The 13,773-nt window shown below is 70.6% G+C and carries 11 protein-coding genes; 5 read left to right on the forward strand and 6 right to left on the reverse strand.

The window, feature by feature from the left end:
• The first annotated feature begins 831 nt into the window (after positions 1 to 831).
• The 4 genes from Aco03nite_RS09250 (at position 832) to Aco03nite_RS09265 (ending at position 6,453) form a co-directional block, all read left to right on the forward strand.
• Positions 832 to 1,731: a DMT family transporter gene (locus tag Aco03nite_RS09250; RefSeq protein WP_239145023.1), complete on the forward strand. Its 900-nt coding sequence runs from the start codon at positions 832 to 834 to the stop codon at positions 1,729 to 1,731.
• Between the two features lie 491 nt (positions 1,732 to 2,222).
• Positions 2,223 to 3,587, forward strand: coding sequence for a TolB-like translocation protein (locus tag Aco03nite_RS09255; RefSeq protein ID WP_239145024.1), 1,365 nt, complete (start codon positions 2,223 to 2,225; stop codon positions 3,585 to 3,587).
• A gap of 85 nt (positions 3,588 to 3,672) precedes the next feature.
• Positions 3,673 to 4,344, forward strand: a complete 672-nt coding sequence (gene trmB / locus Aco03nite_RS09260; protein WP_203794376.1) for a tRNA (guanosine(46)-N7)-methyltransferase TrmB — start codon at positions 3,673 to 3,675, stop codon at positions 4,342 to 4,344.
• A gap of 120 nt (positions 4,345 to 4,464) precedes the next feature.
• Positions 4,465 to 6,453 carry a sensor histidine kinase gene (locus Aco03nite_RS09265; protein WP_203794377.1) on the forward strand — a complete coding sequence of 663 codons (1,989 nt, stop codon included), beginning with the start codon at positions 4,465 to 4,467 and terminating at the stop codon, positions 6,451 to 6,453.
• On the opposite strand, the gene Aco03nite_RS09270 is transcribed toward Aco03nite_RS09265, so the two are convergent.
• The 3 genes from Aco03nite_RS09270 to Aco03nite_RS09280 all read right to left on the reverse strand — a co-directional run bounded on the left by Aco03nite_RS09270 (position 6,443) and on the right by Aco03nite_RS09280 (position 10,286).
• Entirely contained in the window at positions 6,443 to 6,997 is a 555-nt protein-coding gene (locus Aco03nite_RS09270; RefSeq protein ID WP_203794378.1) for a hypothetical protein, read from the reverse strand. The genes Aco03nite_RS09265 and Aco03nite_RS09270 overlap by 11 nt on opposite strands.
• On the reverse strand, positions 6,972 to 8,756 hold the full coding sequence (gene ggt / locus Aco03nite_RS09275) for a gamma-glutamyltransferase (RefSeq protein WP_203794379.1): 1,785 nt from the start codon (positions 8,754 to 8,756) through the stop codon (positions 6,972 to 6,974). The genes Aco03nite_RS09270 and ggt overlap by 26 nt, the downstream gene beginning before the upstream one ends.
• Before the next feature lie 69 nt (positions 8,757 to 8,825).
• Positions 8,826 to 10,286 carry an alpha/beta hydrolase gene (locus Aco03nite_RS09280; protein ID WP_239145025.1) on the reverse strand — a complete coding sequence of 487 codons (1,461 nt, stop codon included), beginning with the start codon at positions 10,284 to 10,286 and terminating at the stop codon, positions 8,826 to 8,828.
• Between the two features lie 87 nt (positions 10,287 to 10,373).
• Between Aco03nite_RS09280 and Aco03nite_RS09285 the strand changes: the two genes are divergently transcribed.
• Positions 10,374 to 11,468 (forward strand): PQQ-dependent sugar dehydrogenase, encoded by a 1,095-nt coding sequence (locus Aco03nite_RS09285; RefSeq protein ID WP_203794381.1) that lies wholly within the window; start codon positions 10,374 to 10,376, stop codon positions 11,466 to 11,468.
• A gap of 4 nt (positions 11,469 to 11,472) precedes the next feature.
• Here Aco03nite_RS09285 and Aco03nite_RS09290 read toward each other — a convergent pair whose 3' ends face one another.
• The 3 genes from Aco03nite_RS09290 to Aco03nite_RS09300 all read right to left on the reverse strand — a co-directional run bounded on the left by Aco03nite_RS09290 (position 11,473) and on the right by Aco03nite_RS09300 (position 13,713).
• Complete coding sequence (locus Aco03nite_RS09290; protein ID WP_203794382.1) at positions 11,473 to 11,724, reverse strand: hypothetical protein; 252 nt, start codon at positions 11,722 to 11,724, stop codon at positions 11,473 to 11,475.
• A gap of 86 nt (positions 11,725 to 11,810) precedes the next feature.
• Entirely contained in the window at positions 11,811 to 12,059 is a 249-nt protein-coding gene (locus Aco03nite_RS09295; protein ID WP_203794383.1) for a hypothetical protein, read from the reverse strand.
• Between the two features lie 16 nt (positions 12,060 to 12,075).
• Positions 12,076 to 13,713: a sodium:solute symporter family protein gene (locus Aco03nite_RS09300; RefSeq protein WP_203794384.1), complete on the reverse strand. Its 1,638-nt coding sequence runs from the start codon at positions 13,711 to 13,713 to the stop codon at positions 12,076 to 12,078.
• Between the last annotated feature and the right edge of the window lie 60 nt (positions 13,714 to 13,773).

Raw genomic sequence — 13,773 nt, forward strand, 5'->3', positions numbered from 1 at the left:
CCACCACGGCCGTCGTCGGCGCTCGGCCGGTTCCTACCTCCCCACCTCCATCGCCCGTTCGCTCCCCACCCATCCACCTCCCCCATCGCGGCCGCCGCCAGCGCTCGGCCGGCTCCCACCTCTCCGCCTCCACCATCGCGGCCACCCCCACCGCCTGTTCACTTCCCGCCTATCCACCTCCGCCGGGCCGGCCACCGCTGCCTTCGACCCGATTCCTTCCCGCACCCAGCACTTGACCTGCTCAAGCATCTGACCTGCCAACGCTGTGCGCCCGCTCCCCCGGGCGCACAGCGCGTTCTCCCGGCGCACAGCGTGCTTCCCGGGCGCGCAGCGCGTTTCCCGGAACAGCGACATTTGCGGAGGCTCTCCGAGAACGCGGGTGCTCATCTGGCTCGCGCTCGGACTTCCGAATGGCCAGCACGTTCCCGCCTACACAAACCCGCCTCCCGAAAAAGCGGCGCCCCCTGGCATGTGTCCCGCCATCTGGATCCGCGGCACCGGATGGCGGACGGGTGATCCCGTGCAGCGGACGAGACCCGACGCCCATGGGCGGGCTGTCCGGGCGGTGGTTGGGGTCACCGTTGTTCGGGGTTCGGTGGGTGGTTCTGGGGTTGGTATCGTGCCTGGTGTGAGTCTGTATTCCGGCGTTCTTTCACCGCCGCGCTCCTGAGCGGAGCGCGCTCTCGCCGACCCCTGACCGGGTGATCGGCCGGTTCTTCTTGCGCTTCGTCGCCGGGAATTGACGACTTACTTCCTTTCGGAGCGCTCGTGTTCACCTCGTACTTCAATTCTGTCGTTTTTTCTGCCTTCTCCCGGGGGCGACTCAGCCTGTTGCAGGTTTCGATCACCGGGATTCTTTGGGGCACCACCGGTGTCGTTGTTCAGGTTGTCGCTGAGCGGACCGGGCTCGGGGCTCTGGCCATCGGGTTCTATCGGCTGGTCATCGCGGCGGCGGTACTGGCCGTCGTCGGGTTCCCGGCCCGGCGGCGGATTCTGGCCGCGTTCCGGGCCGCGCCTGCGGGGGTGATCGCCACCGGGGTCGGTCTTGCCGCCTATCAGGGGCTCTACTTTCTTGCGGTACGCATGGGCGGGGTCAGCATCGCCACCGTTGTCAGCCTTGGGATCGCCCCGGTGCTGCTCAGTGCCGGGGAGAGTCTGCGCAGCCGGCAGCGGCCGAGCACCCCGGCACTTGTCGCGTCCGGTGCGGCGATCGGCGGCCTGATCCTGATCGCCGGTGCCACCGCCGAACCTGGTGCTGCCACCGCCGCCGGACTGGGACTGATCACCGCTATCGGGTCAGGGATCGTCTACGCCGTGTCCACCGCGGTCAGCAGGCACACCACCCAGGGTGTGGAACCGCTGACCCTGACCACCCTGTCGTGCGCCATCGGAGCGGTCACGATTCTGCCGTTCGCCGCCGTCGAGGGTTTGACGTTCGCACCGAGCGTGACCCCGATCGCCCTGCTGGTGTACGCGGGGGCGATCACGACCGCCCTCGCCTACGCCCTGTTCTACATGGGTCTGCGGCACATCTCCGGAAGCGTCGCGGTGGTGGTCACCCTGCTCGAACCACTGACCGCTGCCCTGCTCGCGGTACTTCTGATCGACGAGCCGCTGGCCCTGTCGACGATCTGCGGCGGAATCCTGCTGCTGGGCGCGGTGGCCACCCTCTACCTGAACACCGGCGACCAGGCCGAACAGCCGGTCGAGGCAGCCGAATCCCGCGGTTGATCAAGCGGTTCGCCGGCGTCCACCACTGACGCCGGCGAACCACCCCACCACGCCACGAAAGACGGACCACCCCAACCCGGACGACAGGGACGGACAGAGGGCGGGCGATTCAACCCGAGCGGTCTGGGCTGGGCAGCACTGGCCAGGCCACACCGAACGGGCCGGGCCGAACTGGGCCGCGACGAGCCGGGCGGGGCTGGCCGGTCCAGGCGGGGCCGGGCTGGCCGGACGGGGCCGGGCTGGGCGGGGCTGGGCGGGGCTGGGCCGGGCTTGGCTGGGCTGGGCTGGGCAGCTGACCGGGCCGGGCGGACCAGGCCGAGCGGCTGGCTGGCTGACTGGGGAATGCCGGATTGGCGAAGAAGATTTGGGAAATACCTGATCGGTTGTGATTTTTCTTGGTATCGGCGCGGGAACGGCTTAGGGGCAGGCTGGTTGCGACGATTGCTCCAGGTGTATGGGGTGCTGGGCAGGACATCGGGGGGCGTTCGGCCATGAGGAAGACCGGTCTGGTGGCGGGCAACGTGGCTCTTGCGGCAGTGATGGGCGTGGCAAGCGTCTTCGCCGGAACCGCCACAGCAGAGGCGACCGCCACGGCAGAGGCGACCGCCACAGCAGCGGCGACCGCCACAGCAGCGGCGACCGCCACAGCAGAAACGGCTATCAGGGCGGGCGCGGACGCCAAGGCAGACCCGGCGGCCAAGGTGGGTGCGGGCTCCGAACCGGGAGCAGCTGCCGAAGCGGCATCGGCCGTCAAGGCAAGAACAGCGGGAACGGCTGGGGCGGCGGGGGTCGGTGGTGGGCTGCCCGGGCTGGTGGCCTATGTGCGGGACGGGGACATCTATGTCAGCCAGGGGGTCGGGGAGAAACGGCTGACCACCGGCGGTGGGCATGCCCGGCCTCGGTGGTCGCCGGATGGGAAGCAGCTTGCCTATCTGAAGGACGGCCGGCTCTGGGCCATGCGGGCGGACGGTGGTGCCGCTCGTCAGCTCAGCACCCGCTCGGCCGCGGGGCCCTCATGGTCGCCGGATGGGAAGTGGCTGGCGTTCGCCTCGCTGTCCTGCACCGGCGGCCCCGGCGTCTACCGGATCGCGGTCGGATCAGCCGCCACAAAAGCTGCGGCGCCCCAGGCCACGGCACCCGAGCCCGCAACGCCCAAAAAAGAACCGTCCCGGACCGCGACTCCCGAAAAGAAGACGCCCGAAAAGAGGACGCCTGGCACCGCGACGGCGGGGAAAAAGGCGCCCGGCGCCACGGCGGCTGGGGAAGGGGTGTCTGGGAGTGGGGCGCCGGAGGTTCTGTTTCCGCGGGACTGCCGGGGGGAGGAACTGCCGGACGACGTGGCCGCTCCGGTCGGGCGGAAAGCGCCGGCCCCGCTGAACGAACGCCTCGCCAACGACGATGCGGTGGCCTGGTCGCCGGATGGGAAGCGGCTGGCTTTCCGGGGTGGGGACTGTGAGTCGATCTACGACGCGTGTCTGACGGTCGGGACGCTGGCGGACGGGGCGGAGAAGACCGTCGCCGCCTACGGGGGTGGCAGTCTGCAGAATCGTGGGTTCGCGGTGGTGCCGAGCTGGCGGGCGGACGGCGCGAAACTGTCGTGGACCGCCTACGAGGAGGGCGAGACCAAGGCCGAGGACCGGCCGGTGCACCTGGTGGAGTACGACACGGTGTCCGGGAAGAAACGGATCCTGGGCAGTGCGATGGATCGGGAGCTCGCCTACGTGGACGCCTCCCGCGCGGTGATCACCAGTCAGAACGCGGGCCGTTCCTGGGTGACGGTGCTGGGCCTCGCGAACGGCGCCCGCACCCTGTTCCACTCCGGCTCACAGCCGAGCGTTCAGCCCGTACGCCGCTGAAAAGGGGTTGAGAAAGGCCGTTGGAAAGCCCGTTGGGAAAGGCCGTCGACCGGTGGGAGGAGCGGTGATTTAAGGTTGGCCCGCCATGAGTGAGCCTGAGAACCGACCGATCCGCACCTTCCACCCCCGCCGTGGCCGGATGAGCAGCCGGCACGCCGACGCGCACGCCGCGCTGTGGCCGGTGTACGGGCTGGATTCGCCGGACGGGGAGCATTCGCCGCTGGATCTGGACGTGCTGTTCGGCAGGCCGGCGCCGGTGGTGCTGGAGATCGGTTTCGGCATGGGTGACGCCACCGCGGCGATGGCCGAGCGGGATCCGGACCGCGGCTATCTGGGTGTCGAGGTGCACACTCCGGGCATCGGGAATCTGCTGGCCCTGATCGGTGAGCGCGGACTGACGAACATCCGGGTGGCACACGGCGACGCCATGCACCTGGTGCACCGGCTGGCGGCGGGCAGCCTGGACGCGGTGCACGTGTTCTTTCCCGATCCGTGGCCGAAGGCGCGTCACCACAAGCGGCGGCTGATCCAGGCGGCGAACGTGGCGGTCCTCCGTGACCGGCTACGCCCGGGCGGGCTGCTGCACTGTGCCACCGACTGGCCGGATTACGCACTGGGCATGGCCGAGACGTTGGACGCCGACCCGCAGCTCACCAGGCTGCCACCGGAAGCGAAAGAGCGGCCGGAGACGAAGTTCGAGCGCCGCGGCGAGCAGGCGGGCCGCCCGATCACCGATCTGCGGTACGTCCGGATCTGACCCCGCCGGAGACCGAAGTCCCGGGCGGCTCCGGCCGACACTCAGGTTGTGGGAGTCGACGAAGACGCTTTTGCCGTTTTGAGCCCTTTCGCACCTCTAGGCTGGGACCGGAGGTCGGTGATGGACGACGGGTACGGCTGGATCATCGATTCCCCCAGAGACGATCCAAAGGGCCTGATCGACGACCAGAACGAAGCCGAGGGCGCCGACCAGCTGGCGGCTCTGGCGGGCCGCGCGTCCGGAGCGACAGGCGCCTGCATCCAGTTCGCCGAGGGCGAGGACCTGCGCCGGTACGGCTCCTGGGGCGCCCCTGAGGACGTCACCGCACCGAGCCGAGCGGTCCTGGACACCGGTAAGCCCGTGGTCACGACCACCTACCTGGGCCACCCTGTGCACGACCGGATGGGCCGGGTCCTCGGCGTCTGCTGTGCCTACAAAGCCGATGAAGCTGACAAAGCTGACAAGAAGAACGCAACCGGCTGGACCGCGACCCAACGGCAGGCGGTGGCCGAGGCCGCCGAGGTGGCGACACTCCTGATCGGCGAGCAACTGGCCCGGTACGAACTGGAGCAGCAGCACCGTTTCCTGGACGCGGTCCTGGACAGCCTGCACGACGGCGTGGCGGCGTGCGACGGCGACGGCCGGGTGGTGTTCGTCAACGAGCGGATGCGCCGATTGTGGGGTGACGCTCCCGTGGACGAGGCGCGCGGCCTGTCCGACGTCTCCGGGATGCCGCTGGCTCGCGACGACCTGGGCCTGTTCCGGGCGCTGCGCGGCGAGCGGGTCCGCGACGTGCCGGTGACGGTGGACCAGGGCCGGCACCATCGGGCGCTGCTGATGGACGCGCAGCCGATCCACGGGCCGGACGGCCGGGTGGTGGGCGCGGTCCAGGCGGTGCAGGACGTGACCCGGCAGCGGCGGGCCGAACGGTTCCGCAGTTGTGAGCTGGCGGTGACGACGGCGCTGGCCGAGGCGGCGACCATCGAGGCGGCCGGGCCGCGGGTGCTGGAGGCGGTGGTCACCACCCTGAACTGGGTGCACGCCGAGTTGTGGACGGTCAGCGGGGAGACGATCGACGCGGTGGCCCGGTGGAGCGCGCCGGGCTGGCCGGCCGACATCCCGGTGCCGGACCGGCTGGAGTACGGGCAGGGCCTGGCCGGCCGGTCGTGGCAGGTGGACAAGCCGCTGTGGATCCGGGACGTGGCCCGCCCGCAGAGCCTGATCTCGCCGGACACCTCGGCGGACCGGCTGCACACGGCGCTGGCGATCCCGGTGCACGACGGGTCGGGGCCGATCGGGGTGCTGACGGTGTTCGCGGATTCGATCGAGGATCCGGAGGACGAGCTGGTCGCGCTGATGTCCGGGATCGCCGCGCATCTGGGGCAGTTCGTGGAGCGGCGCCGGGTGGAGGACCTGAAACGGCAGCTGACCCGGAGCAAGGACGAGTACCTGGCGCTGATCGGGCACGAGTTGCGCACCCCGCTGACGTCGATCAGCGCGTACACCGAGCTGCTGCGGGAGGCCGACGAGGTGTCGCTGGTGCGGGACGGGCCGCGGCTGATCGAGGTGATCGACCGGAACACCAACTCGCTGCGGGAGATCATCAACGAGTTGCTGGAGCTGTCGGCGCTGGACGCGGGGCATGCCGACGTCCGGCGTACGCCGATGGATCTGGCCCTGGTGGTCCGGGAGGTGGTGGAGCGGGCGCGGACCGCGATCGCCGGCGCCCCGGTGGAGATCGACACCGAGCTGCCGGCGGAGCTGATCGTGCCGGGTGACCGGGAGCGGCTGCGGCACGTGGTGCGCAATCTGCTGGGCAGCGCGATCCGGTTCAGCCCGGACGGCGGGCACGTGTCGGTGACGTTGCGGGACACCGGCCGGTTCGCCGAGCTGACCGTCGCGGACGCCGCCTCGGACGTGCCGCGGGCCGAGCGGGAGCACCTGTTCACCGGTCATTTCCGGACAGCGCGCGCCCAGGACCGGATCCTGCCGGGCAGCGGGCTGGGTCTGACGCTGAGCCGGGCGGTGGTGCACCGGCACGACGGCACGGTCGAGCTGACCGGCGACGAGTCCGGCACGACGGTGCAGGTGAAGCTGCCTATGGAGTAGGCCGGCCGCGGCGCTCGATGTCCTTGACGACGTCCGGATCCCACTTCGAGGCGTCCCAGTCGTCGCTGGTGACCGTGGGCCGGACCCGCCCGCCCAGATCGGCGAGACCGGTCAGGCGGCGGATCCGGGAGCGGGTCAGGACCACCCCGGCGATCAGGGCGACCCACGCGACCAGCTGCAGCGCCGCCAGGTTGACCACGAACCCGGCGGTGGCCGACGCCACGGCGACGAACAACCCGGTGTAACCGGCGGCGCCCGGCCCGGCCGGGGTCACCCTGTGCGCGCTGATGATCCACACGATCGTGGAGACGACCAGCCCGATCACGCTGATCGTCACCAGCAGCCCGGCGACCATCCCGCCGAGCACAAATCCGGCCCGGGTGCCCGGCGAGAGCGGGTCGACCGTGCCGGCGCGCAGCATCATCGCCCCGGCCAGGGTGAGCCCGGCGGTCAGCAGGACCGCCAGGAGGTAGCCGATGCTGAAGCGGATCACCCGGCGGGTGGCCTGGGCGTAGGTCTCAAGGGCGCCCTCGTGTGGAGTCATCGATCGGGGAGTTTACCGCCGCCGCGCCGCCACCACGGCGGACCGGTTCGGCGCTGGCGATGAAGCCGCCGCCGCGGGTGAACTCGATCGCGGTGGCCGCGCCCAGTTCGGCGACGTCGGCGGCGAAGGTGTGCCCGAGCGGGCTGAGCGACGGGCCGTACCGGGCACGGAACGCCGGTTCGGCCTGGATCCCGGCGCTGTTGCGCTGCGAGGCGCGCGGCGCGGCCATCGCCTCGGGCAGGGTCATGCCCAGGTCGATCCGGTTGACCAGCACCTGGAGCACGGTGGTGATGATGGTGGCGCCGCCGGGCGAGCCGAGCGCCAGGAACGGTTTGCCGTCCTTGAGCACGATCGTCGGCGACATCGAGCTGCGCGGCCGTTTGCCCGGTCCGGGCAGGTTCGGGTCGGCGGCTTCGCCCTGGGTGGGGGTGAAGTTGAAATCGGTCAGCTCGTTGTTGAGCAGGAAGCCGCGACCGGGCACGACCATCGTGTTGCCGCCGGTCGCCTCGATGGTGAAGGTGTACTCGACGACGTTGCCCCACCGGTCGGCGACGGTCAGGTTGGTGGTGCTCTGCCCCTCCTCGACCGGGGCGCCGGTGGTGGCGGTGGTGCAGCCGGCGCCGTTCAGATCACCCGGCGGCACCGGTTTGACCAGGGCCTTGGCCGGGTCGATGAGGCAGGCCCGCTGCTTCGCCCAGTCATCGGAGATCAACTTCTTCAGGACCGATTTCTTGCTGTACGCCCCCACGTACCGATTCCGGTCGGCGAAGGCGAGGGCGGAGGCTTCCAGGTAGTGGTGCAGATCCGGCCGCCCGGCCTCGATGATGTTCAGGGCCTCGCCGACCGCGGTGCCGCCGCTGGACGGGGTGGACATGCCGTAAACGGTCAGCCCGCGGTACCCCGACCGGGTCGGCACCGGGTACCGCAGCCGGTAACCGGCCAGATCGGCCCGGGTCAGGGTGCCCGGCCGGATGGGGTACGCCCAGGTCCCGGTGGGGTCGGCGGCGATCGGCGGGTGCTGCACGGTCCGGACGATGTCGTCGGCGACGGCGCCCCGGTAGAACACCCCGGTGCCCTTCGACGCGATCAGCCGGTAGGTGGCGGCCAGATCCGGGTTGCGCTGGATCGTCCCGACCGCCGGCGGCGCCCCGCCCGGCAGGTAGAGCGCCCGGGTCGAGGTGAACTGCCCGAACGCGCCCTGGATGTCGGCGATCTGCTGACGGAACGTGGCGTCCACCGGGAAGCCCTTGTCGGCGACCTCGGCGGCCGGCCGCAGCGACGACGCCAGCGACCGGGTGCCCCACCGTTTCAGGGCCGACTCCCAGGTGGCGAGGGTGCCGGGGACGCCGGTGGACAGTCCGCTGACCCGGGCCTCGTTGAACTCGTACGGCAGGCCGTCGGTGGGGTCGATGAAGTATTTCTCGCCGGCCGTGGCGGGCGCGGTCTCCCGGCCGTCGATGGTCTGCACCCGCCTGGTCCGGGCGTCGTAGTGCACGAAGAAGCCGCCCCCGCCGATCCCGGCCGAGAACGGTTCGGTCACGCCCAGGGTGGCGGCGGCGGCGATCGCGGCGTCGACCGCGTTGCCGCCGTCCCGCAGCACCTTCAGGCCGACCGCGGTGGCGGTGGGGTCGACGGTGGCGATCGCCCCGCCGTACCCGGTGGCGGTCGGTGCCGCGGGAGCGGCGTGGGCGGGCGCGGACGTGACCACCAGCCCCGCCGTGGTCAGGGACAGCGCTGTCAGCGCGGGCAGGAACCGCATCGGCCCTCCAGGTAGGACATCGTCGGTCGTCCATCTCTGCCTACCGGCACACGACCGGTTACGCAACGATCAGCCGACCCCGAAGGGTTCCGGTTCGATTGCCGGGCAGGTCGCCGGGAGCGCGGGCAGGGTGAGATCGGTGAGGTATCCGTCGACCGCGTCCCGGACGCAGTCGCTGTGCGTGTAGGCGACGTGCCCCCAGCCCTGGTAGGTGAGCAGCCGGGCGGCCGGGCCGAGTTGCCGGGCCACCTGCTGGGCCCAGACGTACGCGGTGGCCGGGTCGAACCGGGAGTTGACCACGAGCACCGGACCGGCGGCGGCGGGGATCGGCCGCTGCGGATTGACCGGCGGGGACTCCTGCCCGAGACAGCCGGTCACGGCGGTCAGCGCCAGCGGGGAGACCCGCACCTGCGGTGCCCGGGCGGCCAGTGCCCGCAGGGTGTCCCGGAACCCGGTGAACCCGCCGACCGGCAGCGACCAGTCCTGGCACATCACCGCGCCGAAGCTGTGCGGGGTGAGGTCCTCGACACCGCGGGCGGCCCGGCGTCCGGCCGGCACCGGTTCGTACGCCTCCTTCAGTTCGTACGCCTCCTTCAGGTAGTGGGCGAACGAGTACCACTGCGGGTCGTAGAAGGCGCTGAACGCCGCCGAGATCAGGTCCCAGACCCCGAGGCGGCTCGGCGGGTCGTACGGGTCGATCAGCTCACCGGCGCCGGCCCGTTCCATCAGCACCGCCCAGATCCCGTCGATGTCGCGCCCGCGCAGCACGCAGTCGGTGTCCCGCGCGCACCAGGCGACGAACTGGTCGAACGCGGCCTGCACCGCCTCGGTGGTCTGGGTGAGGAACGCGTCCGCCCCGGCGCTGTGGTCCATCACGCCGTCCATCACCAGGGCGCGCAGCCGGTCCGGGTACCGCTCGGCGTAGAGCTGGCCGATCAGGGTGCCGTAGGACGCGCCGAAGAAGCTGATCCGCTGTTCGCCGAGGGCCATCCGGACCGCGTCCATGTCCCGGACCACGCTGACCGTGTCGGCGTGCCGGTAGATCGCGCCGCTGCGCCGGGCACAGTCCGCGGCCAGTCTGCGGTTGTAGTCGCCGGCCGCGGTGAACGCCGCCTCGGTGGCGAACAGCGGGTCCGGCCGTTCGTCGACCAGGTCCTGGTCGCAGAGTATGGGGGCGCTGCGCCCGGCGCCGCGCGGGTCGATGCCGACGATGTCGAACCGGCGGTGGATCCGGGCATCGAAGTACTCCGGGTCGAGGGCCATGTTGACGGCCGAGACACCGGGACCGCCGGGGTTGACCATCAGCACGCCGATGCGGGACTTCGGGTCGGTGGCCGGGCTGCGGGCCAGGTGCAGTTCGATCCGCGGGCCGGACGGCGCGGTCCAGTCCACCGGCACCCACATCGTCCCGCACTGGACCGTCTCGTCCTCGGGGCACGGCGTCCACCGGATCGCTGGATCCGCCGACACCGGCCCGGGCTGGGCGGTGAGGATGAGGGTCGCGGCCAGTACCGCCCGGATGCACCGCACCCGACCATCTGATCCGGATTTCTCCGCCGATTCCGGTAGAACAGACCATTTTCCACACATCGAGCAGCCGCGTGGCACGGTTGATGAATGACCATCACGCGACTCGCCCTCGCGGCTGCCGGTGTGGCCGTCCTGACCGCCTGTTCCTCGCCCGGGGCCTCGGCCCCGCCGACCGTCGAGCCGGTGCCCCCGGTGTCCGGCACCCCGGAGCCGTCCCGGACCGGCACGAGCGCCGGCGAACCCGATCTGGGCAGCCCGGAGACCGTCGCCACCGGGCTGGACGTGCCGTGGGGGCTGGCGTTCCGGCCGGACGGCAGCGCGCTGGTGGCCGAGCGGGACACCGGGCGGATCCTGGAGATCGCCGCGGGCGGCGGGAAACCCCGCGAGGTCTACCGGGTGCGCGGTGTCGAGAGCGGCGGCGAGGGCGGGCTGCTGGGCCTGGCGGTCAAGGACGACTGGGTGTACGCGTACCACACCGCCGCCGACGACAACCGGATCATCAGGTTCAAGCTGTCCGGCGGCGACCCGGAAGTGATCTTCGACGGGATCGTCCGCGGCGGCCGGCACAACGGCGGGCGGCTGGCGTTCGGCCCGGACGGCATGCTCTACGTGGGCACCGGCGACGCCAGTGCGGAGTCCCGCTCGCAGGACCGGGACGACCCGAGCGGCAAGATCCTGCGGCTCACCCCGGAGGGGAAACCGGCGCCGGGCAACCCGTGGGCCGGCTCCCCGGTCTGGAGCCTGGGCCACCGCAACGTGCAGGGCCTGGCCTGGGACTCGCAGGACCGGATGTACGGCATCGAGTTCGGCCAGGACACCTGGGACGAGGTGAACGTCATCGAGGCCGGTAAGAACTACGGCTGGCCCGAGGTCGAGGGCAAGGGGGACGGGAACACGAAGTTCACCGACCCGATCGTCCAGTGGGGCACCGACGACGCCTCCCCGAGCGGGGCCGCGGTCGCCGGCGACACCCTCTACGTCGCCGGGCTCAAGGGTGAGCGGCTGTGGACGGTGCCGCTCGGCGGCGGGACGGCGAAGGCCGAGTTCACCGGGGAGTACGGCAGGCTCCGGACGGTCGCCGTGGCGCCGGACGGTTCGCTGTGGCTGACCACCTCGAACACCGACGGCCGCGGCGACCCGAAATCCGGCGACGACCGGATCCTGCGGTTCCCGGCCCGGTGACCGCTCAGTTGCCCGGCGGGATCCGCGGCAGCGAGGCGATCGTCGTCGCGTACTGCGCGATCTGGCGTTTGTTCGGGACCACTCCGTAAACCCGGAGCTGGTCCTGAATCGCCTGCTTGACGACGTCCTCGGACTCGCCGCGGTGCGTCTGCATCACCTGGTTGACGACGTAGTCCACCCGGAGCTGTACCTGCCAGCCCACCGGGCGCCGGCTGGAGTCGGTGGCGAGGCTGCTGATCGAGGCCAGAAGATTCATGCCGGGGTAATCGGTGCCCGGGCGCCCGGGTTGAGAGGCCGCCGCCCGGGCAACCGTTTCGCAACCCGGGTGCGCCCGGCCGACCATCAGTCCTCCGGGGCCGCCTCCTCGGACGGCTCCGGCGGCGGGTTGAGACGCAGCCACAGCAGCATCAGCAGCCCCACGGCGAGCATGCCGAGACCCATCCAGAGATTGATGCGTACGCCCTGGGCCTTGTCCAGCTCCGACGGGCCGTCCAGGAGCCCGACCCCGGTGACGATCAGCCCGTAGAGGACGAACAACCCACCGATCACCCGGCGTACGTCGAACCGGCTAGCGATCTTGCGTTCGGTCATGACCGAGTCCTCCTTCTCACCAGACCGGGATGTACAGGGCGATGGCCAGGACCACCGCGATCACACCGAGCAGCACCGGGTTGCGCCACCACACCCGATCGGCCACCAACGAGTCACCGGCCGACCCGTAGACCAGGCCGCGCAGCTCGTCGTCGCTCTTGCCCGGGGTGAACGGGGTGATCACCGCGGCCACCACGACGGCAGTCACGAACGCCAGCCCGGCGCCCCAGAAGCTCTGCTCCAGGTCCGAGTTGAACTTCACGATCTCGGTCAGGTGCAGGATGTAGAGCACGAACGCGGCCAGGAAGCCGAGGAACAGCGACCAGAACCCGGCCCACGCCGACATCCGCTTCCAGAACATGCCGACGATGAAGGTGGCGAACAGCGGCGCGTTGAAGAGCGAGAACAGCGCCTGGATGTAGTTCATGATGTTGTCGAACCCGGCCGCGATGAACGCGGTGCCGATGCCGACCACGATGCCCGCGACCGTGGCCAGCCGTCCCACCCGCACGTAGTAGGCGTCGTCCCGGTCCTTGCGGACGTACGTCTGCCAGATGTCGTAGGTGAAGACGGTGTTGAAGCCGCTCACGTTGGCCGCCATGCCGGCCATGAACGACGCCACCAGACCGGTCACCGCGACCCCGAGCACCCCGTTCGGCAGCAGATCGCGCATCAGCAGCGGGATCGCGTTGTTGTAGGTGAGGTCGCCCTCCTCGGCGCCCAGCCCCTGCACGGTGACCAGGGCGATCAGGCCCGGGATCACGGTCACCGCGGGGATCAGCAGCTTCGGGAACGCGCCGATGATCGGGGTCCGCCGGGCCGCGCTCATGTCCTTGGCGCTGAGCGCCCGCTGGACCTCGGCGAAGTTGGTGGTCCAGTACCCGAACGACAGCACGAAACCGAGCCCGAAGACGATGCCGATCCAGCTCGCGCCCAGCGTGTTGTCGGTGCCCCCGGTGGTCGACCAGGTGTGCAGGCCGCCGTCCCCGAGCGCCGTGTTCCGGACCTTGTCGAACAGTCCGTCGATGCCGCCGACCTTGACCAGGCCGATGATGGTGATCGGCAGCAGACCGGCGATGATCACGAAGAACTGGAGCACCTCGTTGTAGATCGCCGAGGACAGCCCGCCGAGCACGATGTAGGCCAGCACGATCGCCGCGCCGACCACGATCGACAGCGGGAGCGGCCAGCCGAGCAGCGCCTGCAGGATCAGCGCGAGGGCGTACAGGTTGACGCCGGCGATCAGCACCTGGGCCACCGCGAAACTGACCGCGTTGAACAGGTGGGTGGGCCGATTGAACCGCAGCCGCAGGAACTCGGGGACGCTGCGGACCTTGGAACCGTAGTAGAACGGCATCATCACGATGCCGAGGAAGACCATGGCCGGCACCGCGCCGATCCAGTAGTAGTGCAGCGTCATCAGACCGTACTGGGCGCCGTTCGCGGCCATCCCGACGATCTCCAGGGCGCCCAGGTTGGCCGAGATGAAGGCCAGACCGGTCACCCAGGCGGGCATCGACCGCCCGGAGAGGAAGAAGTCGGCGCTGCTCTTGATCGCGCGCCGCACGGCGAATCCGACACCGAGAACGGTGGCGAAGTAGATCGCCAGGATCAGATAGTCGACGAACCCCACGTCGAGCCGGAGTCCCGTCACGGGCCACCTCCCATTGGATGTGGCCCGCGGGTACCCCTATCGATGAATTTTCACACCGAA

It is taken from the genome of Actinoplanes couchii (assembly GCF_016862075.1).
Taxonomy (GTDB): domain Bacteria; phylum Actinomycetota; class Actinomycetes; order Mycobacteriales; family Micromonosporaceae; genus Actinoplanes; species Actinoplanes couchii.

Bases quoted from the DNA above. Each gene is read 5' to 3' on its own strand.
- Aco03nite_RS09255 (WP_239145024.1), top strand. From the start codon at position 2,223: ATGAGGAAGACCGGTCTGGTGGCGGGCAACGTGGCTCTTGCGGCAGTG.
- trmB (WP_203794376.1), top strand. From the start codon at position 3,673: ATGAGTGAGCCTGAGAACCGACCGATCCGCACCTTCCACCCCCGCCGT.
- Aco03nite_RS09265 (WP_203794377.1), top strand. From the start codon at position 4,465: ATGGACGACGGGTACGGCTGGATCATCGATTCCCCCAGAGACGATCCA.
- Aco03nite_RS09270 (WP_203794378.1), bottom strand. From the start codon at position 6,997: ATGACTCCACACGAGGGCGCCCTTGAGACCTACGCCCAGGCCACCCGC.
- ggt (WP_203794379.1), bottom strand. From the start codon at position 8,756: ATGCGGTTCCTGCCCGCGCTGACAGCGCTGTCCCTGACCACGGCGGGG.
- Aco03nite_RS09285 (WP_203794381.1), top strand. From the start codon at position 10,374: ATGACCATCACGCGACTCGCCCTCGCGGCTGCCGGTGTGGCCGTCCTG.
- Aco03nite_RS09290 (WP_203794382.1), bottom strand. From the start codon at position 11,724: ATGAATCTTCTGGCCTCGATCAGCAGCCTCGCCACCGACTCCAGCCGG.
- Aco03nite_RS09295 (WP_203794383.1), bottom strand. From the start codon at position 12,059: ATGACCGAACGCAAGATCGCTAGCCGGTTCGACGTACGCCGGGTGATC.